The organism is Enterococcus sp. AZ126 (assembly GCF_051714545.1).
Lineage (GTDB): Bacteria > Bacillota > Bacilli > Lactobacillales > Enterococcaceae > Enterococcus_L.
In genome coordinates, this window is record NZ_JBIOSB010000002.1 from 49,413 (window position 1) to 72,142 (window position 22,730).

Here is a 22,730-nt window from a genome sequence, read left to right on the forward strand (position 1 = left end):
TTATGCCAAATTCTATCTACCATAAAATTATGTTAATGACAGAGTGATTCTAAGGACGTTTCAACTTTTAAAATGAGCTACTATCTTAAATGAGCGCTCGGAGGATTCTCTAAAACGCTGTTTTTAGCAAAATAAAAAAGTTGGCCCAAAACTAGGACAACTTCCAGCAATATCAGTATTTTATTTTCATTAGATCAGTGAATAGACAAATTACCGAAAACACTCGTTTGGTGTATGAAAAACATTGATGTTATACTTGTGATGTTAAATGAAAAATAGATCGATGTCAAATAGCAGGAGGCGACTGAAATTGAAACTATACAGGGTAGAATGTATTTGCGAGTCCAATTTTAGTGCAACAAACTGGACAAAAGATTTGAATGAAGTAAAAAGAATTCATGAACAGACAAAAACAGAAATGATTAATGGATTAGTTCGCCTTGTTACAATAGAGGTATGACCTAAAAGGATAATAAATGATATTGATTTTAAAAAAGGAGTATTCATATGTTCAAGTTTAATCGTAATGTACCGCCTATCACTAATGATAGTAGAATATTTGCTATTCTAATGTCGTTTTCTGGTGGAGCTATTGATGTTTATTCTCATATTTACTTCCATGGTTTAGTAGCTACTCAAACAGGAAATATCGTCTTATTAGCATCCAATATATCCGAAAAAGAATGTTTACTAACAGTACCTAAAATTATCTCTATCGTTACATTCACATTAGGATTCTTAATATGTATTTGGATTAAACATAGTAATTTAAGTATTTATTGGCGTAGTTATACAATGTTACCTGTTATATTTACTAGTTCTTTAGTACCATTCTTGTCAGAACAATTTGATTTAATCAAAATAGGCTTTCTCGCTTTTGGATCTGGATTGATTATGCTAACTTTTACTGGAAGTAAGATTGAAAATAACCCTTATACAATTATGATGACATCAGGAAATTATCGTAAAATGTTGAATGAGTGGTATCTATATATTGAGTCAAAAGATAGGTCAGCTAAAATCAAACGTAATGCACAAAATTATACAATTGTAGTCATAGCATTTCTAGTTGGAGCTTTTTTGTTATCATTTGTCAATATTTTTATAGGTAAATATTCTATTATTTTGGCTACGGTAACTTTCTTTTTCTCTTTTTATATTGAAATTTATCATGCCCAAAATATTTATAGTAAAAAAAATAGGCGGAAAAGAGCTTCTTGATAATCGCTAAAATGATTACTTGAGTTTTAAAATAAAAAAGAGGTAGAGATGATAATGAAGAAAATTAAACTTGTAGAACCTTCGCTAAATAAGGATGAGAAATAAACCAAGTACATGGTATGTTAACACTTTGCCTTTTTTTAGTAAAAATGTCAACATACACAATGTTTTGTCAAAAATGATCAATAAAATTAGAAAGAGGGATGGATATGAAGGGAATTAATGATTGTTTAGCTGCTAGCAAAGAACTATCAGGAGAGAAAAAACGTACTTTCCGAGAAATGGGATATAAAGATGAAGAAGACTTTTACGATATAGATACTCATGCATTTACTCCTGGCAAGAGCTTAATGTACAATGAGTTAAGGAAAGCCTTTATTAAACTAGAAGATTTCAACTATATTTTAGAATATTTGAACTCACCAATTCAATTTGAAGGATTGCTACGAGAAAATGAAAATGGTCGTTTTGAGTTAGAAAACGGAGATGAATTCACGAGTGGCAGCAGAATTGAAGCTCTTGTGTACTTTGATTTTAATGATAGAGAATCATGGGTTCGCACGTCAGTAGAAAGTAACGAGAGTGGTTATTATCTTGTAGGGTATAACAATGTACCAATGGCAGGCTTAAAAGTTAGAGCGAGAGCTTAGCAAGTGATTTCGTAAAGGGATACTTAGAAACGAACAATCGACAATAGCCAACTCTTTAAATAAATAAAAAATCGTTTAATATTTTTTATTTAATCAAATGAACTCAACGTACTGTTCCTATTTTATTAATGGGCCAATAAGAGAATTTAGCATTTCCGATAATTTTATCCTCAGAGATAGATCCTATCACACGACTGTCTGTTGAGTTTCGGCGATTATCTCCCATTACGAAATAATGGTTTTCAGGGACTGAATAAGTAAAATTGTCTTCAGTTAATAACTCATTAGATGGTAATGCTTGTTTAAGTTCCCCTAAAAAAGGTTCCGTAATTTTTTCACCATTAATATATAAACTATCATCTGCATAAGTGATTGTCTCACCCGGCAAAGCTATTACTCGCTTGATGTAATTTTTTTCAGGATCACCGGCTTCAGTTGGAGCCTTGAATGAAATAATATCAAAACGCTCAATTTCACCTATTTTCAAACCAAAGATCCTTTCTTTATCCTCTAGGGTAGGATTCATTGATTCTCCATGTACGCTTATATTTGATAATAAAAACATCCTAGAAAAAATAATAACTATTAAAACGCTTAAAAATAAAATTAAATCTTTTTTATCACCTTGTTTTTTTTCATCTATTTCCTCCTTATAAAATCAATTAACTGAATTAAACAATGTTATAATTAAGTATAATATATTAATATCTCCTAAGTCAAAAATCCGAATGAAAAAAGTGATAAATAAAAGTGTGAACTATTCCGCTAAGAATTAGTAAAGGGCTGATTGCGAAGCTACTAACATTATTGAGAAGTAGAATAAACAATTGAAAAGCTATGTTCCAAAAAAGGAGAGAAAAATGGGGAAAAGTAAAAATTATAGAAAGTCATGTTTCTATGTATAGAGATATGAAGAAAATGAGTCAAAAGGAGTTAGCAAAAAAATTTGGTGTATCAAGAGCGAATATTACAAATATTGAGCTGAATACGCAAAAACCTTCAGTAGTAAAGATGTATGATATCTCAAGAGTTCTAGGTACCACAATTGAAGAACTATTTACATTTGAGACACCAGACGAAAAAAAATGATTTATCCTGAAATGATGTTGAACTCCTGGTAAATAAAAAAGACCTACCTTTGGGATAAGGTAGGAAAGGAATTACCTATGAAATTTTATCTTAAGGATGAAAATAAAATATATCTAAAAATAGGAGGAAGTAACGATGAGAACATTATATTTAATGAGACATGGGCAGACATTATTTAATTTAAGAGGTAAAATTCAAGGCGCATGTGATTCTCCTTTAACTACATTGGGAATCGAACAAGCGAACATCGCAAAAAATTATTTTAAAGATAATGAAATTACATTTGACTATCTTTATTCATCAACACAAGAAAGAGCAGTTGATACCGCTGAAGTAGTTTGTGACTATCGAAATGTTATTCGTTCAAAAGGACTAAAAGAGTGGAATTTTGGTTTATTTGAAAGCGAAAGTGAAGAGTTAAACCCAAAGATTAAACCTGGTGAAACATCTTATGGAGATTTTTTTGTAGATTATGGTGGAGAATCTAGCGAAGTAGTACAAGAAAGAATGAATGATACTTTAACCGAAATAATGGAAAAGGAAGATCATGATACTATTTTATGTGTTAGTCATGGAGGTTCTATGTATAGATTTATACAAAAATGGTTATCACAGGAACAAATTAAAGCAATTAAATTTACAAACTGCTGTATTTTAAAATTTGAATATCTAAACGGACGGTTTGAATTCATTGAATCAATTAGTCAGGATAACTAATTTCTATCAAAAACTATGATTAATTAGTATAGAATTTCTGAAATAAAATTAGAAATAGTGATTATCAAACAGGATGAAAAGAGATATAGTATTAATTATTAAGTAAATCAAAGTTGAATGGAGAAAAACATGGATATAAAAAAAATGTTGGAAAAAGAATTTGGTAACTATCAAATATTGAATTATGAGGAACAGAACCAGGAATATGAAGGGATGGTCATTAAAAATTTTTCTAAAAAAATTAGGTACAGAATAGCAAAAAAAACACCTAAAAAAGCAGGTTATTTTGTTGCATTTTGGGAGAAAGATCAGCACTTTCAAAATCAACCTTTTAGTTCCAGAAATAGTCCTGATTTGTTAGCAATATCAGTTATAGATGGTAATAAAAGAGGGATATTTATCTTACCTAAGCAAATTTGTATTGATAAAAAGATTCTATCAAATGGAATAGAAAAAGGGAAAATGGCTATGCGTTTTTATCCTACATGGTGTACAAATTTGAATAGTACAGCATTACATACACAGAAGTGGCAGGTAAATTATTTTACAGACTATTCGAAATAATTCCTAAAAAGATCACAATTGAAGGAGGAAAAATGATGAAAAGAACGTTAAATGAAATTGAATCAGATTTTTGTAAGATCAAAGAACAGACTGCCTCATATGATAGAAATTTAGCACTGGTGGGATTGATGAATGAGCTAGAAAAAGATTACGGAACAATGATTGTTTATGAAAATGAAGAACAGCTGCAAGAGGAACTTAAAAAAAAAGCTGCAATGAGACTGTACAGGGAAATTTCTTTCGCAAGAACCAATGAAGATTAGTTCCCAAAAGGATCAGATAAGTACAGTCTAATTAATAAAATAGTAAGAGGTATATATGAAAAGTGATATTAACAAGAAATCTATTCTACTGCGTTTTGGTTTCCTAGGTTGGTTACTGTATCAAAAAAGAGGAATGAAATTTGAGGATAATATGTGGTATGTCTTTAGACTGTACTCAGCCGCGTTCTTCTTAGTATTTTCTATAGTAGCAAGCTTGTTGCTACTAATATCAGGAAGGAAATGGATTTACATTGAGATAATTATAATTTTAATTTCATTTTTGTATGGAAGTTGGGCGTCAAAATTTTTTAGCAAAAGAAATATCAAAAGGATTGATTCCGAACGGTAAAAATACTGAAGCCGAAAATAGTTAGGAAATCAGTAGCAAAGTTTGAGTACCTGGTTGCACGTTCGTTCGTGATTGCCAAAAAGGATAGATAGGAGGAAGAAAAAATGACTCGAGCAGTATATAATAGTTGGGAAATTCCAATCGATAACTACAATAGAACCACGCCATTTTACGTGGAGTGTAATTGTGGTAAACTGGCAAGAAAAGTATACCAACATTCCTATTTTGAATGTCCAGAGTGTGATCGTAGATATGTGCCACATGCAGGGACATATGTAGAAGTGGATAAGAACAAATGAGTTATTAACGATTCTTTCAATCGATTTCAAACACGGATAATCAATGGATTGAGTAGTAAAAGCAGTAATCATCTTAAAATGGAGAAAGAGCTTGGGACGTAAGTACTAACGAAAAATCCAGATACCAGTCAAATTGATTGGCATCTGGATTGTTTTTTTGTACAAAAATAAGAACACCTTTGCTAAAATAAAAGTGACTAAACAAATAAGTCAGCGAGGTGTTCTTATGTTTAAAAATTATACCACAAATCAAGTCGTTCTTCCTCTAGATTTTAGTTTTCAGTTAGAAAAAAACGATATTGCGTTTGTCATTGATCAATTAGTTGAAAGTATTCCGGAGGAACGCTTTCTTCCTTTTCATCATCAAATGGGGCCTTCTTCTTATCATCCGAAAATGATGATGAAGATGATTTTATGTGCCTACACACAATCTGTATTTTCTGGTCGCAAGATTGAAGCCTTGACGAAAGACAGTATTCGCATGATGTGGCTTACTCAAAGTTATCAACCTAGTTATCGAACCATCAATCGTTTTCGAGTGAATCCTTTAGTGAATGCACTCCTTCGGGAGTGCTTCGTCCAGTTCCGTAGCCAATTAGTCAAGGAACAATTAATCGATGAAGAAGCCATTTTTATCGATGGTACAAAGATTGAAGCCAACGCCAATAAATACACCTTTGTTTGGAGAAAATCCATTGATAACTTTGATAAAAAGCTTACTGAAAAATCAAATTTTCTCTACGATGAATTGTTAAAGAATCAAATTATTCCTGAAATTGAGCGAGAGTCCTCAAAAGAATTATCTGTCACTGAATTAGGTAAGATTGAAGAAAATCTCGCGCATGTTGTCGAAAAGTTTACAGAAAAAATCGAACAAGCAGAGGATGGAATTACGCGCAAATCAATCCGTTCTAAACGAAAAATTCCTAAAAAATTAAGGACACTTTTCAAGGACTTTAAAGAGCGAAAACTCGCTTATCAAAAACATAGACAGATTTTAGGGCAACGAAACAGTTACTCTAGAACTGATCTAGATGCCACTTTTATGCGCATGAAAGACGATCATATGAAAAATGGTCAGTTGAAAGCAGGTTATAATCTTCAAATCGCCACGAACAGTCAGTATATTTTAGGCTATGATCTTTTCTCAAATCCAACAGATACACGAACATTGCGCCCTTTTTTAACCACTTTAAAAGAGCGTTTCTTTGATCTGCCAAACTATATTGTCGCAGATGCCGGCTATGGAGGAGAAGAAAACTATCAAGCGGTTTTAGAGGATCACGAGCGAACACCACTCATCACTTATGCCATGTACCATAAAGAACAGAAGAAAAAGTTTAAACAAAATCCGTTCCTTCCAGCAAACTGGTCGTATCAGGAATTAGATGATACGTTTCTTTGTCCAAACGGACGAAAAATGAATTTTCGAAACTATTCTATTCGTACAGATAAATATGGCTTTAAACGTTATTTAAAACGGTATGAATGTGAAGACTGCTCGAATTGTCCTCTTCGAAGCCAGTGTACAAAAGCGAAGAGTGACAAGAATCGTGAGATTCAAAAGAACATGAATTGGGAATACTTTAAAGCAAGAATTCAACAGCTGCTTTCAGAAGAAGAAACAGGTAAACTCTATCGTCAACGAAAAATTGACGTCGAACCAGCTTTCGGACATTTGAAGGCTTGTTTAGGGTTCACTCGGTTCTCTGTTCGAGGGAAACAACAGGCACACAATGAAATTGGATTCGCGTTAATGGCAGTAAATTTAAGGAAATATAGGCTAAGTAAGCTAGAAAACATGAAGGATTCTCCCAATAATCTAAAAAATAAAAGACTGAAAATCATTTTTTACGATTTTCGGTCTTTTATTTTAAGGTTTTTGGGACTTACGTCCCAAGCTCTTTTCGTTAGACAAAAGTTCAATAGAGTTGTTCAAAATTAGAAAATGAAAAACACCATTTTTCGAGATTATGTTATAATAGAAAAGTAGAAAGTTTATGACGGTGGCAATTTCTCTATAAAGGGGGAATGCCTATGTTTTTCATTGTTTGCTTTTTCCCTAGAAGGGAGTAGCCTTGTCTGTTTATGAAGCATTAATGTTTGCGATAGCATTCGCAACGTTAATACTGAAGATCAGCAACAAAAACAATAAAAAATAGACCGTCATAACCTTTGGCTGGGTTGATGGTCTATTTTGCCTATATTACCTAAGCTACCGTCTTAAACGGGCTACATGAGGGCGTATGTAAGAGTACGTCCTCTTTTCTTATTTAGTATAACAGAATTACGTTTAAAAATCTAGTGGAGGGCTGTATATGTCAAAGATTGGTTATGCACGTGTTAGCAGCAAAGAACAGAACTTAGATCGGCAGCTGGTTGCGTTAGAGGGCGTTTCTAAGGTCTTTTCGGACAAGTTAAGCGGACAAGTCACCAAACGGCCGCAATTAAAAGCGATGCTTGATTATATCCGAGACGGTGATATTGTCGTTGTAACAGAATTAGATCGATTAGGAAGAAACAACAAGGATTTAACCGAGATCATGGGATCAATTCAACAAAAAGGGGCAACGTTAGAGGTTTTGAACTTGCCAACGCTGCAAGGAATAGAAGATGATAATCTCCGACGTCTGATAAATAATTTGATGCTGGAGTTATATAAGTACCAGGCGGAATCGGAACGAAAAAGGATTAAGGAACGTCAAGCGCAAGGTATAGAGATTGCTAAAAAGAAGGGTAAGTTTCCAGGTAGGAAACCTAAGTTTTCAAATGGAGGCACTTATTTGAAACTTGCTAACTTTTCGTCTGTGTCCGAAGCGGAACAAGCGGTACAGAGTTATTGGAGCGGATTTGATAGTCTTTTCTTAGAGAATTCTAGTGTTCCCAAAAAGGATCAGAAAGGTTAGTGTTATGGATCAGTTTAAATCTGAAGAGTTTCTAACTAGTGTAATCGAAGAATTACAACGCATAAAATCATATTGGAGTGAGCGTCTAAAAATAGCTACAGCCAATTCTATTGACGAGAAAAAGTCGAAAAAGGCAATTATCTTGTGTGGCGATGCTGTAAACACCTTTAATAATTTGATCGAGTATATTCAAAATCATAGTGAATTAGAAATTATTGATCAATGTACTAAGTTAAAAGACTATTGGGATCAACAACAAACTAATTTTGGTTATAAGCAGCTGCAGATTGATGCGCAGGTGAGCACCTTAGTCAGTATTTACGAATTGATCATTAATAGTATTGAAAACATTGAAATAATAACTATAGAATGATTCACAAAAAGGATAAGAAAGAAGGAGAAAAAATGATTTCAAGAACATGGCATGGAGCTGTCCCAATGAAGCACAAAGCAGGATTTTATGAATATGAATTAATCACTGGAGTGGAAGAAACAAAAAATACGAGAGGGAACTTAAACACCTTTTTAAAAGTTGTTGATCAAGGAGAATACTGTCATTTCTTTTTATGTTCGATATGGGAAGATATTGAGTCCATGAAATGCTTTGCTGGAGATAATCCTGAAATCGCTGTTACTTACCCGGAGGATGAAAAATATGAACTGATTTCAGATCCATTAGTCATAATACAGGAAGTAGTTTCTAACAAAAATCCTTTTGATTTCGTATAAACCAATTTGTATTCTCAAAAACGATCGGTAGGAAGAAGAATGATGTTGATAACAACAAAAGTATTCATTTTAATTACGCTTGTTTTGGCTGGTTTAGGAATATTTGTACAAATCGTTACAGCTGAAATAGACAAAAACAAAGATAACAGATGATTCACAAAAAGGATCAATACACGTGAAAAATATTTTGATTCATTTGTTCCAAACGCTTTACATTGATACCACATATATTGTATAATAATTATATACAATATATGTGGTATTTTTAGGATAGAGGTGAACAATGAAAATGAATTTAAAGGAACTAGGAATTATGACCTTTCCTGAAGCAAGTGAGCGTTGGAATAAAGAACGATCATATGTAGTGCAGCAGTTAGCAGATAATCCTCACAAATTCCTTGAAGGGTCTATTGATCGAATAGGTAAAGGTAAAGGCACTCAAATTATAACCAGAGCTGGTATGGAGCATTTGACAGGTATTACAGAAAAAGAAGCAAATGAAGGCTTATGGTTAGTAAGACATGAAATAAACTGGATAGTCGATTTTGAAAAAAGAGTTGATTCCGAAATCGAAGCAAGAAAACTAATAACTTCTTTGGCTGCTGAAGAACTTAACGAGAACAACAAAACGTTTAACTTTGAAGAACTAGACACAAAGAAAAAGAAATCCATTTTAAAGCTACGAGGAAACAGTATCTACACTTATGAAAAATCTGCAAAATAATAGGAGGAATAAGTATGAAAAAACAAGAAACGAAAACAATCAAACTAGATAAAGGATTGCCATAAGATACGTACTTGAGTATTGAAAGAGAGTTACACGATAAAAATAAGAAAGCTTTAGATTTAGACAATCAAAAAGGTTTAACCGAAATGTTAAACAGTGCCAAAAAGGATAATTAAATATAGTTATAGAGATGATTAGAAGAAAAGGAGTTTTGTAGATTATGGATAAGAAGAAATTGAGATATGCAATTTTAAAAAAAATGGATGCTAACAAAGATAATGTAACAGCCGATTATTTTGGTGTTACAGAAGAAGAGTTTTTTGAGAATGTAATTTTTCTTGATCGTGAAGGATATATTACAAAACCGATGTATGCATCGAATATGGTTTATGGAATGGGCCTATCAAGAATAACTGAGAAAGGTGAAAATTATTTAGAGGAAAATTCTAAGTTGGGTAAGGGGTATAAGTACGCTAAGGAAATAAGAGATTGGATAAAGTTTTAGATATATATAATATCGTCAAAAAGTACTGACTACTTTATTCTCAAAAAGGATAGATAGCAGCTGCATGCATTAGACCCAAAAAAGATCGGTAGCAGCATGCATGAGATCCAAAAAAGGATCACAACTGAAGAAGGAAAAATAATTAGTAAAGAAGTGTATTATACACTTCTTTTTTTGCATAAAAAGACAAAAAAATCATACTTAACTATTGACTTAATAAGCGATAACGTGTATTATATAATTATAAGCGATATAACTTATAATTTAGGAGGAATCATTTATGTTTGAACAAACAGTACGAGAAGAACTTGAAGAATTAGAAGAAGAATTTTATGGACACACAGATAACTTGGAATCCAATTTTCAAGAAATTGAAAGTTTTTCAGAAGACCCTATGTTTAATTGCTTGACTGATGCAGAGAAAAAAACATTAAAACACAACTTAATTTATTTCATGAAACAAGTAAGATAAAAAGAAGGTGAACTGATTGAATAGGACAAATAAAAAAAGTTGTCTGATTACGGCAAATAATCAAACAACAAACTAGAAAACACCTTGCAAATGTTCGCTATACTGTGATTATATCAAGTTATAGTATGGCGAACAACTTATATTTGTTCTTCGTCTAAAGAAGGTGGATTAATGAATGACTAAAAAGTATGAATTAAGTAGTGAAGATTTGATGACAGCGAGTGAAGCAAGTGAACGTTGGAGTTATGATGAAGGCTATGTCAGACAACAATTATCTAAATATCCTGAAAAGTTCAAAGAAGGAACTATACGAAAGTTTGGTAAGACTTACATTATTACTCGTGAAGGAATGGAACACTTAACAGGAATGACAGAGGAAGAAGCCAACAGTGGATTATGGTTAGTTAGACATGAGAAAAACTGGATAGTTGATTTTGAGCAAAGGGTTGATTCGGAATTAGAAGCAAGAAATTTGATAGCTCAAAAAGTTTCTGAGGAAACTAAAGAAAAGGACAAAACTATTAACTTTGAAGAATTGGATATCAAGAGTAAAAAATCATGTGTACGTATCAAGGGAAACAGTATTTACACTTATGAAAAAGCTAGAAAATAATGTTCTCAAAAAGGATCAGAAAGAAGGCGGTTAAAAATGGAAGAAGAAAAACTCTTTGACGAAGATACATGCAGAATTTGCGGTTGTACTTGGGAAAATGCTTGTCCTGGTGGTTGTTATTGGGTTGAGGAAGATTTATGCAGCCAATGTGTAAAGTATGCAGGAACAGATATAGACCCGAACACTAAAAATTCCTGAAGACGAAAATAGTTCGGGAATTATTATCAGAATTAAAGTACCTGGTTGCACGTTCGTTCGGAAATACCAAAAAGGATCGGTAGAAGGCGGAAAATCAGCAGTAATATTGTTTTAAGGCAAAAAAAGTGCTATACTATGAATACAGAAAAAGAACATGTAAAGCACTAACCCCTAAAGAGGTCGGACTCTTTAGGGGTTTTTCGTGGGCTAATGTCGCCGTTAGGATGTTTTACTTCTTGTTTTGAGTATTTAGCCAATACTCAAAGAGTGCTACTAAAAGCCCAACAAGAAGGGGACAGAAAAATGCCAAGAACATGTAAAGCACCTCCTTTCAGTCGCAGGACTGTCGGATAGGCGACACTCTATTATAACTTAATTAGTCTGTTCCACAAAAACCTATTTTTAACTAAAAAGGTAAACTTGACTAAAATAGTTAACGGCCAAGATTAAGTGATAGCAATAACCAATCAGATTTTTAGCAAATCTCACCTTCTGCTTGTAGAATGATGGTAAGTTATTCTACAGATAGGAGGGTTTCGTATGTGCGGAAGGTTTTTGCTAGATCCAACAGACACTAAAGAGATCGAGGAGATTATCAGGAAAATTGAAGCAAAGAACCTGGAGATCAAGACCGGAGAAATATTTCCAACGAACACAGTCCCTTTACTAGTCGGAACGTCTGATCAAGATATCGGTGTTGAAGCGATGGCTTGGGGATTTCATGGATTTAAAAAGTCTCAATCGATCATAAACGCTCGATCAGAGACAGTCACTGAAAAGAAAATGTTTGCTAAAGCATTTAGTAGTACTCGTTGTGTCTTTCCCACTTCTGGATTTTATGAATGGGACCAGGAGAAAAGAAAATTTCTCTTCAGGAAAAAAGATTCTGAACTCCTTTATATAGCAGGATTTTATAAGAAATTTGAAGATGGAAACAGAAGTATCATTTTGACTACTGCAGCTAATAAATCAATTGCAGAGATACATAATCGTATGCCAGTCATTTTAGAAAAAGATACGATCGATAGATGGCTGTTTGATGATAAGTTTGCAGAAAGCTATTTAAAGGAGCCAATGCCTATGTTAATCAATACTCCAGCTTAAAGTAGTAAAAGACTTATGCCCCATGCATAAGTTTTTTTTGCTTGTGGCACGCTATCTCATGCTAGACAAAAAGAACAAATGTTCGTATAATTATAGAACAATGTCGGTTTAAAAAAGGTGAGGTAAATGAAATTTGACTATAGCAAAGAGCCTAGTAGAGATATCCTCTGTATCGATTGTAAATCATTTTATGCGAGCATCGAATGTGTAGAACGTGGCTTACACCCTCTTAAAACAATGTTAATTGTAATGAGTGGTACAGAAAATTCAGGTGGACTAGTTTTAGCTGCTTCTCCCCTGGCCAAAAAGGTATTGGGAATTTCTAATGTCACGAGATCAAATGAAGTTCCATACCATAAGGATTTATTGATTGTGCCACCAAGAATGACACTGTACATGCAAAAAAATGTTGAGATCAATCAAATATACAAATCATTTGTTGCTGACGAGGATCATTCTGTATTTAGTGTCGATGAATCATTTCTTGATGTGACCAACTCACTAAAACTTTTTAAATGTGATAGTGCTTATGAAATTGCAAAGCTAATACAACTAATGGTAAAAGAACAAACAGGAATCTATGTCACTGTGGGAATTGGGTCTAATCCATTATTGGCCAAGTTAGCCCTGGATAATGGAGCAAAGCATAGCAAGGATTTTATCGCTGAATGGCGTTATGAGGATGTGCAAGATAAAGTATGGGGAATCAGCCCAATGACAGAGTTTTGCGGTATTGGACACCGGACAGTAAAGCGACTTAATTGGTTAGGTATTAGGAATATTAAGGAGATTGCTGAAGCTGATCTCTATCGGCTAAAAAGAGAATTTGGGGTAATGGGCCTGCAGTTGTATGCACATTCCTGGGGAATCGATCGTAGCTTTTTAGGACAAAAAAAGACAGATGCTAAAATGGATAAATCGATTGGTAATAGCCAGGTACTCCCAAGAGACTATACAAGACAAAACCAGCTGGAGCTAGTGCTGCGAGAAATAGCTGATCAAGTGGCTTCTCGCCTCCGTAGCAGCCATTTAAAAACTGCATGTATATCTTTATCTGTGGGCTATTCAAAAGGCTATATTGATAGTCAGGGACGTTCTGGATGGCGGAAACAGATGAAGATCCCCCACTCTAATAACACTAAAGTTTTGTCAGAGTACATTATTGGATTGTTCCGAATCGAATATAACGGTCAGGACGTTCGACACGTTGGAGTTTCTTATTCAAAATTAGTTCAAACGGATACGCTTCAGCTGGATTTATTTTCAGATCCGGATCAGGAAGTAAATGAGCAGCGTTTGGATTTTTTGATCGATACTATTCGTAAAAAATATGGGTTTAAATCATTGATACATGCTTCTTCCCTCTTGGAAGGTGCAACGGCAGTATCGAGATCAGGGCTTGTGGCAGGTCACGCAGGTGGCAACGTGGGGGTGAGTTCATGAGTAAAAAAACAAGAAAAGAATTTTTTGACTACAATGATTATCATGATCGAGGGATGGCTTATAAGTGGGATACAGCTTTTGCGATTGGAGAATTGCAAGAAGGTATCAAGAAGTCGTCAAAAGAGTCTAAGCGTGATCTGGAGCGCTTACCGCAGCAAGATATCAACTATATTGAATACTGCCTGGAACGATCGATAAAGCATAATAAAATCCTAGAGGTACAGTTAAATAGTCTAGATCAATTAGGACGTACTAGGGAGTCTATATGGGGTAATTTCCGAGGATTTATGGACCTAGATGTATTATTGATTGGTGATCAGTATATTGATTATGGAGATATACGACATATTAAGATACATGACTTCAGAAAATGGTCAGCTGATTCTGAAGAAGTCAACACCTCCCCTTTTGAAGATAAGTATGCGGTCACTACAATCTCTGATCAAGAAAAGATAGATGCTGCATTTAGTGAATACTTTACTGATAATGAATGGATAGAGTAAACTTTCTAAGAAAGTATCATGGGGAATTCTCAATGAGGTAGATGAATTCGATATATTTACAAAGGTAATACATTACTAATATATTACCTTTGTAAATATATCAGTAATAAACTGAATGTTGAACATGTTAAAAGAAGAGTTTTGAACAGGTAAATAGTTATATATGCACAAGGTAATATAAATACAATATATTACATTTATAAAAGTAATATATTAGTAATACATTGCTTTTATAATTATAATAGAAATATGATTTCTTTTTACATGAGTTAAAAAAGTGTGAGAATTCGTGAAAGCAAAGATGGACATAGGCAAATGATAGCAAACGAACCAACTAGGGAAGTACTATGTTTAATGCCAATACATTACCAATAGTAATATATTGGTAATGTATTACTATTGGTAATAAAAAAGAAGACTATTATAAGTCTTCTTCAATACCATTCATGAAATCAGTAAAGTTTTCAATGTTAATGGGGTATTTGCTATAGTCCTTAACATGTTTATTTGCTTCTTCTTCAGTAATAAGACCTAATTGGAGAAAATGCTGCCAGATAGCATTGTCAACAAAATCTGAGATAAATCCTTTTGTACCAGGTATTTTTTTATTACGCTTCTTATCTCTGAAAACAAGACTTTCTAGACCATCAACTGTATCTTGGCGTAATTTATACGTTCGAGGAATCATTTTGGAGACATTCTGCTGATTTTGCCTGATCAATCCAAACTTATTTGAGTTATCTGAAGAAGAAGTAGTATCCGATGCTCGTTCCTCGTCCTTAGGAATCGTTTCTACTACAGTATTTGTGGGTTCATTGGTTTGATCAGGAAGAGTTTCATTTTGTAAATCGTCCTCAGGGGTCTTAACATTCTCTAACTCTTCGTCAAAAGCAGAACTAAAATCACCAGTGGCTCTTTTTTTTCTGGCCATTATTCTTCACCCTCACTATCTTCGTGTAATTGTACAGGAATGTCCAATGTTTTTCCTTTAGTACTTAACAAACCCAATCTGTTCATTTCATTTATTAGTTTATAAAAATTTTGAGCAAACTTGTTACTTGGATCGTTCATAGTAATAGGAAGTCCATTTCTAACAAGTTTATCAGCAAAAGTAATAGATCTAGGTATTTCGGTATCAAAATAATGATAATTGTTTCGATTGGTATATTTCATCATAGAATTAATCATTTTAGCATGTAGGTTTGTGTTGTAAACTTTGTTAGCTAAAACACCACCAATTCGAAGATCCGGATTATACTTTTCTTTAAGTGTTAAAACCCTTGATATCAAGTGTGTTACCCCATCAACACCATTCAAATCTGGCTCATAAGGAACAATTACAACGTCTGCAATTGATAATACAGAGGATGTAACTTGTTTTAGTTCTGGAGGGGTATCATAGATTATAAAATCGTACTTTTCTTGAACATTATCAAACGATCCAGCTAGTGCATTAAAGTAATTTGCGCTGGGATCGATGATATTAGTCATTTTATTTTTAAGTCCTTCTATTGTCATTAATTCAGAAATATTATTTTTAAATTTTTTTACCAATGAAACAAACCATTCTAAGATGGAATCTCTGAATTCTTCCATTTTATCGAATTCCAGATAGTTGTTATCCGAGTTTGCTGGTAAGACATCGATGTTACTGTCATATGTACTAACAATGGTTTCTTCTACCGTGGCTGTTCCCATAAAGACATCATAGATAGTGTTCTGATCGTTACCGACTTTCACTCTAAATGATTTAGTGGTATTCCCTTGTGCATCAGTATCGACTACTAAAATTTTTGCGTCTGGAAAGGCCTTTCTAAGCGCACCAGTGATGTTAATTGTTATAAGTGTTTTTCCAACTCCGCCTTTATTCGCTGCTACCGTAATGCCTACTGCCATTTGACTACCTCTTTTCTCTGAAATAAATTTAAAGTAATTTTTTGTAAATTTAATATATTACTATTGATAATAAACTGTATTACTAACAAAAACAGAATAACATATTACGTTGTTAAAAACAACAACAAAGACATATAAATTTTAATAGTGCCCATTATTTAATAAATTTAGGTAACTATTACTAATATATTACTATTGAAAATGTATTAGTAATAGTAATGTATTACATTATTAATACAAATAAAGCCTATTGTAAATACATTTTGAAAAGTAATACGAAAGTTGTTGGATATTTTGAATTGATTGTACTTGAATTTTGTGGTAATCTAATGACGATAGTTGTTGTTGTTTGTAACAACAAAAGGAGGAAGGGTATGGAGGAAGGTAGCAAACAATACAGAAATGAATATGATCGTTTTGTTCTTAAATTTTTAGTTAAAAATTATTATCTAAGCAGAGTTGAACTATCGAAAGCAATAGGACTATCTCCTAGTTATGTAAGAGAGTTTGATAACGGAACTAGAAGTTTTGGAAATGAGGCACTAGATCGTTTGGAGGAAATGATTTACGCAAAATATGAACCCATTTTATCCAAACATGGCTATGCATTAGACCAAGCTAGGATTGCAATTCTAGAGGTAAAAAGTGAAGATGAATTACAAAATTTCCGAAACAGAATTGACGATATGTTGGAATTGTAAGATAAAATAATAGTTTACAAAATTTCACAAGTAGGTTAATCTAACTTTAAAATAAAAAAAAGAGACCTAAAATTAATTTGATTGGTAGTCAAATTAACTTTTAGAAATCACATACCCAAACTATGTGTTCCTCTTGTCTCAATTTCTATAAAATATTCAAGTGTTTTCAAGGTCACTTTTATTAATTTTATTATAGCAAATTTTGGCAAAAAATACAATAGATTTAGGCTTATTTGTTGCGCAAAAATGGCTATTTTGCTAGTTTTTTCGTAGTAAATTTGATAAATCCAGTATTATTGAGGACACAAGGGTAACCTTTGTGTCCTCTTTTTTTGGAAAGGAAACCAAAATGAACATACTGGAGCAAGACCTAAATCGTATTTATGCTGCCATTTTAAAGGGCGGATTAAGACAGTACAAATATAAAAATAGCAGCTTGCGCCCATTTGTTCAGCAACCAGAGGGAAAAAAAGGTGCTATATTTGGTTTCCGCTCGAAAGAGGCAATGGGCGTGGCCCGTGGTGTAGTGTTAACTTCGGAAGAAGCACTGTGGGAAAATGAAAACTCATTTACTCATTGGACACCAAACGTGTTTAGATATGGAACCTATACAGACAACCGCAGACTTTTTGTAACTGGGCACAAGGATCAGAACTTGAAACAGATTAACACGTTTATGATTGATATTGATGTTAAAGTTGGTCAATCATGCTCCGGACAAGATATTATGGACCGCAGCATGGACTTGGGTTTTTTGCCCACTATGATTTTGGAGACACCAGGAGGTTACCAAGTATATTATGTGCTCGAGAATCCCTGGTTTATTTCTAATGCAAATTGCTACAACTCAGTAAAAATTGCAAAAAATGTATCGAATAACTTAAGACGATATTTTGCGGAAGAATTGCCAGTCGATATGGGCTGCAACCATTTTGGGATTGCTCGAATTCCAAGATCTGATAATATTCTGCAATACAATCCAGAAATGACTTACGATATGCAAACCTTAATAGACTGGTCTTTTGAGTACTCTGCTGACAACCAAATAGATTTAGAAAAACCTAAATTATACTTGGTGCCAAACAAAAGTAAACAAAAGAATGCTGCTTGGGTTGATCAATTGCTTAATAACACACAAATCGAGGGTGACAAAGGCTTACTTGGCCGCAATAGTGCTATTTTTACGATGTCTTTGGCTTATTATTCTTCTGGAGAAACGCAAGAAAATTGTTACAACGATATGGATCAATTTAACTCAAATTTAGGCAATAAAGCGTTGAAAGATACTGAAGTAAGACGTGCGGTTGAGTCAGCTTATTCTGGAAAATACCACCAAGCAGAACAAGAAAAGATTGATTTACTTATTGAAAGTTGGAGTTCAGAGAAGGCTTCTGAGGTTCGGTTTGGCAAAAGGAAAGGGACTAGTGGGTATAGAAGTCACCCAAGTACCTGGTATAAATTCAAAAAAGATCGATCAGAGAGAAAATATTCTCACAAGCATGAATGGAAAGCAGACTTATTGGCATTTTTGAAGGATAAAAGTTACACGTATAAACCTTATTTTGTAACGACAAAGAAAGAATTAACAGAAGAATTAAATATTCCTAATCGCTCACTGGACAAAGTTCTGAAGGAAATGCAACAAGAGGGTAGACTGTTTTACTCTGTAAAAGCAGGTAGAGGTGGCGGAATTAGAATGGCAACTAGAAATGCACTAGTTCAAACAATTTTAAATGTGAAAAAGGAAGTACAATCTGCATACGTAGAAGCCATTTTGAGTCTTTTTCCTGTTGCAGGTAAAGTAGTCAATCAAATGTTAAAGGCGCCTAAAACAAACGATAAAGTATACCAGCAGCTGGATTTAGGAGACTTGGACACAGGCTAGAATTAAACCTGCAAATTGCCAATTACTTTATATCTATGATACTTTCCCAATGTCCTTACAGAATTAACTATTGCTTTAGTAGAGTTTTTTATTTGTTATTGTTGGGGGTGTGTTTATCGGATTCTAATTCTTTGTTCTTTCTTGGGTAGTTGGACCTTTTTAGGGTGTAAGTTCAAAAAAGATCGATCAGAAAGAACGAGATCACACGTCCATGAATGGAAAGCAGATATTTTAGAATACCTGGAGAGTGAATGTCATCGATACAGACCAGAAATTGAATTGACTAAGAGTGAATTGCAAGCAGCTGTACAATACCAGGATAAACCTATTCCAAAGAGATCATTGGACAAGGCAATCAATGAACTTAAAGCTGAAGGCAAGATTTACGTAAAAGTTAAGGCTGGCCGAGGTGGTGGGCTAGTTGTGGCAACAAGAAAAGCGCTGATCCGCACGGTAATTGTCGTAAATCAGCACGTCAAAAAGGCGTATAAAAACGCCATAAGAACATTTTTCAGAGAAGCAGCGATACTAACTAAGACGGTCGAAACATCAGGAACAGAGAAGAAAATAGGGTTATTTGGTGAGCAAACAAATCTATGGGACACTGGCTAAATAAAAACATGCACACTGCCAATACATTATATCTAGGATACTGCCCCCTCTTTGTTTAACGTGTTGAATAAATTATTGCTCTTTCTGATTGGTTGTGTTTGAATTAGGGACATGTGTGCTTTTAAGTGTGGGTAGTTTATTTGTGTATTGATACTGTTGGAATGTCTTGGGTGTTGTTGTAATATGCTGGATCTTCAGTTAACTTATTTAGTTCTTCTAGAAAAGTGTCAGCTGTCTTTTTATCGCCGATGTCAGCTATAGTTTGTATGACTTTCCGAGCTTTTTCTATATATTTTGTATCTTTTTCTATAAATCTAAGCAGGTTATTTTTGTGATATAAGAGATTTAAGTGTAAATAGTAATTCTCTTTAATCTTTGTGTGTTTTTGTGCAAGGAGGACATAATTATAAGCAGTTTGATAATCCATAGCGTAAGTTCTAAGTGAAATTGCGTTGACTATTAACAAGTCTGCATAGTTTTTTATCTGATCAGTTCTTTTTTCCGGAAATTCAAGAGGATACATACGTGTAGTAATGGTGTCAATTTGCAATTTATTAAAGTAGGGTATCATGTTAACTGCCAGTAAGTAATCAAATTGGCCATAAAAATCGCTGTTTATTAATGTATTAAAAACTTGTGTAATTTCATCATTTGTTGGGGAAGGAATTTCTTTCCAATATCTTGATAACATACATTTGATAGCAAAATAATATGCAGTTTTTTCCAGAGTTTTCTGTTTTTTTGGTAGCTTTTCAAACTGCTTGTATTTTTTTATAAGTTCTTGTTTCTGATATTCAAGATCTGGATTATCAATACAAAAATTAATTTCTTTAGATAATTTTTGAGATTCGGTATCAATACTAGAAAACTGTACAAATTCATTTATGCTAAGACCTAGTCTTTCAACTAATTCAACTAAAGTATCGACTTTCAAACTAGCTTTACCGTTTTCTATTCGAGAATATTGTGATGAATCTTTAGCAAGTAGCATTTTATTTTGTGGAATGTGTCTTTTTTCTCTGATAAATTTCAAAGATTTAGAAAAAAACATTAATTTAATCCCTCTTTTCATGTAATTTTTACAATTATTCGCCGTTGAATTGTATTATTTTTTAACACAATTTAGTGTTTTAACGGTTTATCAGCATTTCCACCATGTAAAAAATACAAGTTAGTAAATATATGTGTTGCTATCTGTGTTGAAAGTGGTAAACTATGTATAAGAAATATTTCTTAAAAACTTTTTAGGAGGTAAAATATGAAGAAGCAAAAAGCAATCACTTTAGCTATTTTTCTTTTAACGATTATTACCACATTTGTAGTTCATGGTGGTGGTTAGTGACGATTATAAGAAAAGGTTTGTGTATTATAATAATTTGTGATATTGTTTAATCACAAATTAGAAAATGATAAAACTGACTTTAAGAAGTTAGCGAACAACAAAATATAAAGAGCCCGTTATAACCCCTTCCAACTAATCGGATTGCAGTCCTTTTAGAAGGTCAAGCGGAATTATAACGTGAGCAGATCCATGTATATGTCACATGAACCTGTCAGGCTCCTAGTTGCAACTAACGTCACAACGTCTTATTATAGCAATTCTTTACCTAAATTTCCATAGGAACACAGATTCCTATGGAAATACTAAATCCAACACGAAGTTTATTTAAATCTAGTTCAATACTAGTGTATTAAATAAAAGCGTATTTGTGTAAGATCTAGTTTGAAGTAAACGAATTCTTAATAAAAAACGGGTGTGATAGTTGCAATTTAAGGGGTGAGATACAGTAAAATGTGTCTCACCCCTTTTTTGTTGTTCGTTTGTTCGTTAACTTGTCAAAGTGAATGGGAGAGGAGAATAGAGATGAGTGCTGTTATTATTTCATTTGTTTTATTTCTTTTAGCAGTAACGGGATTTGTTTTAAATTCAGTTGGAAGGGAAGAGAAGAACGAAGTGGTAGCTGGAATAGGCACAGGAGTTTCAATTTGTGTCATAATTGTCGTTTTAGTCAGATGGTTAGTATAAAAATTAATTTTGAGAGGAGATATGCTTATGCCAACTACAACGATGACACCAGAAGAAGTGTTGAAATACGGGAAAAGAGTGATTCTTTTTCAAAAAGGGAAAGGGCGGCACAAAGAAGAATTTGTGATACAAGATAATCGGATATTCCAACAAGCTTTTCTGTTTATCGGGGACCGAAAACATATACGGAAAACAAATCCAGTTGAGATTATGGATATTTACGATCAAATTGAACGTGTGTATTCACAACAAAGAAAAGGTGTGTTAATTGCACGAAGATCAGGGAATTATGAAAGCAATCAGAAGCGCCTTTTACCTTTGAAGAAAACAGGTAAGGGAATGGGGGCAACGTTACAGGGCGCTCAATTAGCTAAAGCTGCTTATCCGTTGCTTTGTGAAGAGAACCACCCAGATGTTGTAAAAAGGCGAGCGCAGCAACGAATAAAACAAGCCAAAAAAGAGGAGGACGAAAAGAAACGATTGCGACAAGAAAAAAAGCAATTCCAACAAATGTAATCAAAGAGAAAATTAGCCTTTTCTTATTTGCTAATTTAAAACAAACGAATTAGCAACACATGTTTCAGACAATTTTAGACTTTTTTAGAGCCGACTCGAAAGCTTATGAACTTAGGATGAGAGCTTAACCAGAACAAGCCACGATGTGAGATTATTGTTTGTTTTCTAGTTAACTAGGGTAGAGGGAGCAAGACAATGCCTATTTTTAACCGATAGGATGGAAAACTGAGGAAGAACGAAAGAAGACGAAACCTATATGTCGGTTTGCAATGACCGCCCTGTTTATCAGCGTGACTACTAAGGGACAGGGGTTAGAACTACAACAGTAAAAATGTCACAATACACGGAGAGAATGGTCTTTAGATCATTAACTTGCTCAGGCGTACGAGAGGTTCGTATGTCGTTTCCGAGAGTTTGGGGTGAACGGATGCTTAAACCCTGCGAGAGTACACTATTGCGTAACAAAAAACAAAAATTAGTAAATAAGAGAAGGCTAATTATTTTTAGGTGCTGCACCCAAGTGAAATGGGTACAGCACCCGAAGGAGTGAACACCATGACTTCAAAAAATCGAAAGTCTATAACATTCACGGATCAAATGGAAGAAGATTTGGCGTTTCTACTGGATAAAAAACGGAAGGAACGAAAAAAAGCAGGAAACAATCGTCAATATCACGAAAAGGATATGCTTGCTGAAGTATTGCACCAGGCACGAGAAGTAAAAGAAGCTTTTGGATAGGAGG

At 33.7% G+C, this 22,730-nt stretch carries 31 protein-coding genes; 26 read left to right on the top strand and 5 right to left on the bottom strand.

Annotation, left to right across the window (positions count from 1 at the left end; all coding sequences use genetic code 11):
* Positions 1–310: 310 nt before the first annotated feature.
* The 3 genes from IGI43_RS16310 to IGI43_RS16320 all read left to right on the top strand — a co-directional run bounded on the left by IGI43_RS16310 (position 311) and on the right by IGI43_RS16320 (position 1,871).
* A complete protein-coding gene (locus tag IGI43_RS16310; RefSeq protein ID WP_438758923.1) occupies positions 311–460 on the top strand; it encodes a hypothetical protein in 150 nt (49 codons plus the stop codon).
* A 47-nt stretch (positions 461–507) separates the two neighbouring features.
* On the top strand, positions 508–1,221 hold the full coding sequence (locus IGI43_RS16315; RefSeq protein ID WP_438758924.1) for a YoaK family protein: 714 nt from the start codon (positions 508–510) through the stop codon (positions 1,219–1,221).
* A 209-nt stretch (positions 1,222–1,430) separates the two neighbouring features.
* A complete protein-coding gene (locus IGI43_RS16320; protein ID WP_438758925.1) occupies positions 1,431–1,871 on the top strand; it encodes a DUF5348 domain-containing protein in 441 nt (146 codons plus the stop codon).
* 103 nt (positions 1,872–1,974) lie between these two features.
* Here the strand turns inward: IGI43_RS16320 and lepB are convergent, their stop codons facing one another.
* Complete coding sequence (lepB, locus tag IGI43_RS16325) at positions 1,975–2,514, bottom strand: signal peptidase I (RefSeq protein ID WP_438758976.1); 540 nt, start codon at positions 2,512–2,514, stop codon at positions 1,975–1,977.
* Positions 2,515–2,780: 266 nt separating this feature from the next.
* Between lepB and IGI43_RS16330 the strand changes: the two genes are divergently transcribed.
* The 14 genes from IGI43_RS16330 (at position 2,781) to IGI43_RS16395 (ending at position 11,302) form a co-directional block, all read left to right on the top strand.
* A complete protein-coding gene (locus IGI43_RS16330; protein WP_438758977.1) occupies positions 2,781–2,960 on the top strand; it encodes a helix-turn-helix transcriptional regulator in 180 nt (59 codons plus the stop codon).
* 135 nt (positions 2,961–3,095) lie between these two features.
* Entirely contained in the window at positions 3,096–3,677 is a 582-nt protein-coding gene (locus tag IGI43_RS16335) for a histidine phosphatase family protein (protein WP_438758926.1), read from the top strand.
* Between the two features lie 129 nt (positions 3,678–3,806).
* Positions 3,807–4,241 (top strand): MepB family protein, encoded by a 435-nt coding sequence (locus tag IGI43_RS16340; protein WP_438758927.1) that lies wholly within the window; start codon positions 3,807–3,809, stop codon positions 4,239–4,241.
* A 35-nt stretch (positions 4,242–4,276) separates the two neighbouring features.
* Complete coding sequence (locus tag IGI43_RS16345; protein ID WP_438758929.1) at positions 4,277–4,504, top strand: hypothetical protein; 228 nt, start codon at positions 4,277–4,279, stop codon at positions 4,502–4,504.
* Positions 4,505–4,957: 453 nt separating this feature from the next.
* Complete coding sequence (locus IGI43_RS16350) at positions 4,958–5,152, top strand: transcriptional regulator (protein ID WP_438758930.1); 195 nt, start codon at positions 4,958–4,960, stop codon at positions 5,150–5,152.
* Between the two features lie 226 nt (positions 5,153–5,378).
* Complete coding sequence (locus IGI43_RS16355; protein ID WP_438758931.1) at positions 5,379–7,097, top strand: IS1182 family transposase; 1,719 nt, start codon at positions 5,379–5,381, stop codon at positions 7,095–7,097.
* A 373-nt stretch (positions 7,098–7,470) separates the two neighbouring features.
* Complete coding sequence (locus IGI43_RS16360) at positions 7,471–8,058, top strand: recombinase family protein (RefSeq protein ID WP_438758932.1); 588 nt, start codon at positions 7,471–7,473, stop codon at positions 8,056–8,058.
* Positions 8,059–8,062: 4 nt separating this feature from the next.
* Positions 8,063–8,431 carry a hypothetical protein gene (locus tag IGI43_RS16365; RefSeq protein ID WP_438758934.1) on the top strand — a complete coding sequence of 123 codons (369 nt, stop codon included), beginning with the start codon at positions 8,063–8,065 and terminating at the stop codon, positions 8,429–8,431.
* 32 nt (positions 8,432–8,463) lie between these two features.
* A complete protein-coding gene (locus IGI43_RS16370; RefSeq protein ID WP_438758935.1) occupies positions 8,464–8,787 on the top strand; it encodes a hypothetical protein in 324 nt (107 codons plus the stop codon).
* A 283-nt stretch (positions 8,788–9,070) separates the two neighbouring features.
* The gene (locus tag IGI43_RS16375) at positions 9,071–9,511 is read left to right on the top strand and encodes a helix-turn-helix domain-containing protein (RefSeq protein WP_438758936.1); all 441 of its coding nucleotides are present in this window, start codon (positions 9,071–9,073) and stop codon (positions 9,509–9,511) included.
* Between the two features lie 223 nt (positions 9,512–9,734).
* On the top strand, positions 9,735–10,019 hold the full coding sequence (locus IGI43_RS16380) for a YjcQ family protein (RefSeq protein ID WP_438758937.1): 285 nt from the start codon (positions 9,735–9,737) through the stop codon (positions 10,017–10,019).
* Between the two features lie 280 nt (positions 10,020–10,299).
* A complete protein-coding gene (locus tag IGI43_RS16385) occupies positions 10,300–10,491 on the top strand; it encodes a hypothetical protein (RefSeq protein WP_438758938.1) in 192 nt (63 codons plus the stop codon).
* 175 nt (positions 10,492–10,666) lie between these two features.
* Positions 10,667–11,104 (top strand): helix-turn-helix domain-containing protein, encoded by a 438-nt coding sequence (locus IGI43_RS16390; RefSeq protein WP_438758939.1) that lies wholly within the window; start codon positions 10,667–10,669, stop codon positions 11,102–11,104.
* A 36-nt stretch (positions 11,105–11,140) separates the two neighbouring features.
* The gene (locus IGI43_RS16395) at positions 11,141–11,302 is read left to right on the top strand and encodes a hypothetical protein (protein ID WP_438758941.1); all 162 of its coding nucleotides are present in this window, start codon (positions 11,141–11,143) and stop codon (positions 11,300–11,302) included.
* A 229-nt stretch (positions 11,303–11,531) separates the two neighbouring features.
* Here the strand turns inward: IGI43_RS16395 and IGI43_RS16400 are convergent, their stop codons facing one another.
* Positions 11,532–11,618, bottom strand: a complete 87-nt coding sequence (locus tag IGI43_RS16400; protein ID WP_438758978.1) for a type I toxin-antitoxin system Fst family toxin — start codon at positions 11,616–11,618, stop codon at positions 11,532–11,534.
* Between the two features lie 224 nt (positions 11,619–11,842).
* Here IGI43_RS16400 and IGI43_RS16405 point away from each other — a divergent pair, with 224 nt between their 5' ends.
* The 3 genes from IGI43_RS16405 (at position 11,843) to IGI43_RS16415 (ending at position 14,352) form a co-directional block, all read left to right on the top strand.
* Positions 11,843–12,406 (top strand): SOS response-associated peptidase, encoded by a 564-nt coding sequence (locus IGI43_RS16405; RefSeq protein WP_438758942.1) that lies wholly within the window; start codon positions 11,843–11,845, stop codon positions 12,404–12,406.
* A 126-nt stretch (positions 12,407–12,532) separates the two neighbouring features.
* On the top strand, positions 12,533–13,849 hold the full coding sequence (locus IGI43_RS16410; RefSeq protein WP_438758943.1) for a Y-family DNA polymerase: 1,317 nt from the start codon (positions 12,533–12,535) through the stop codon (positions 13,847–13,849).
* Positions 13,846–14,352: a hypothetical protein gene (locus tag IGI43_RS16415; RefSeq protein ID WP_438758944.1), complete on the top strand. Its 507-nt coding sequence runs from the start codon at positions 13,846–13,848 to the stop codon at positions 14,350–14,352. Before IGI43_RS16410 ends, IGI43_RS16415 begins: the two co-directional genes overlap by 4 nt.
* A 421-nt stretch (positions 14,353–14,773) precedes the next feature.
* Here IGI43_RS16415 and IGI43_RS16420 read toward each other — a convergent pair whose 3' ends face one another.
* Together IGI43_RS16420 and IGI43_RS16425 are read right to left on the bottom strand one after the other, a co-directional pair.
* On the bottom strand, positions 14,774–15,283 hold the full coding sequence (locus IGI43_RS16420) for a hypothetical protein (RefSeq protein ID WP_438758945.1): 510 nt from the start codon (positions 15,281–15,283) through the stop codon (positions 14,774–14,776).
* Positions 15,283–16,248 (bottom strand): ParA family protein, encoded by a 966-nt coding sequence (locus tag IGI43_RS16425; protein WP_438758946.1) that lies wholly within the window; start codon positions 16,246–16,248, stop codon positions 15,283–15,285. Before IGI43_RS16425 ends, IGI43_RS16420 begins: the two co-directional genes overlap by 1 nt.
* A 374-nt stretch (positions 16,249–16,622) precedes the next feature.
* On the opposite strand from IGI43_RS16425, the gene IGI43_RS16430 reads away from it, so the two are divergent.
* From IGI43_RS16430 to IGI43_RS16440, 3 genes are all read left to right on the top strand, one after another.
* On the top strand, positions 16,623–16,949 hold the full coding sequence (locus IGI43_RS16430) for an XRE family transcriptional regulator (RefSeq protein ID WP_438758947.1): 327 nt from the start codon (positions 16,623–16,625) through the stop codon (positions 16,947–16,949).
* A 349-nt stretch (positions 16,950–17,298) separates the two neighbouring features.
* A complete protein-coding gene (locus tag IGI43_RS16435) occupies positions 17,299–18,834 on the top strand; it encodes a primase C-terminal domain-containing protein (protein WP_438758948.1) in 1,536 nt (511 codons plus the stop codon).
* Between the two features lie 141 nt (positions 18,835–18,975).
* Positions 18,976–19,446 (top strand): hypothetical protein, encoded by a 471-nt coding sequence (locus IGI43_RS16440; protein ID WP_438758949.1) that lies wholly within the window; start codon positions 18,976–18,978, stop codon positions 19,444–19,446.
* A 136-nt stretch (positions 19,447–19,582) separates the two neighbouring features.
* On the opposite strand, the gene IGI43_RS16445 is transcribed toward IGI43_RS16440, so the two are convergent.
* On the bottom strand, positions 19,583–20,497 hold the full coding sequence (locus IGI43_RS16445; RefSeq protein WP_438758950.1) for a helix-turn-helix domain-containing protein: 915 nt from the start codon (positions 20,495–20,497) through the stop codon (positions 19,583–19,585).
* An 813-nt stretch (positions 20,498–21,310) separates the two neighbouring features.
* Here IGI43_RS16445 and IGI43_RS16450 point away from each other — a divergent pair.
* The 3 genes from IGI43_RS16450 (at position 21,311) to IGI43_RS16460 (ending at position 22,726) form a co-directional block, all read left to right on the top strand.
* Positions 21,311–21,472: a hypothetical protein gene (locus IGI43_RS16450; protein ID WP_438758951.1), complete on the top strand. Its 162-nt coding sequence runs from the start codon at positions 21,311–21,313 to the stop codon at positions 21,470–21,472.
* Between the two features lie 27 nt (positions 21,473–21,499).
* Entirely contained in the window at positions 21,500–21,988 is a 489-nt protein-coding gene (locus IGI43_RS16455) for a hypothetical protein (protein WP_438758952.1), read from the top strand.
* A 555-nt stretch (positions 21,989–22,543) separates the two neighbouring features.
* Positions 22,544–22,726 (top strand): hypothetical protein, encoded by a 183-nt coding sequence (locus IGI43_RS16460; protein WP_438758953.1) that lies wholly within the window; start codon positions 22,544–22,546, stop codon positions 22,724–22,726.
* The last annotated feature ends 4 nt before the right edge of the window (positions 22,727–22,730 follow it).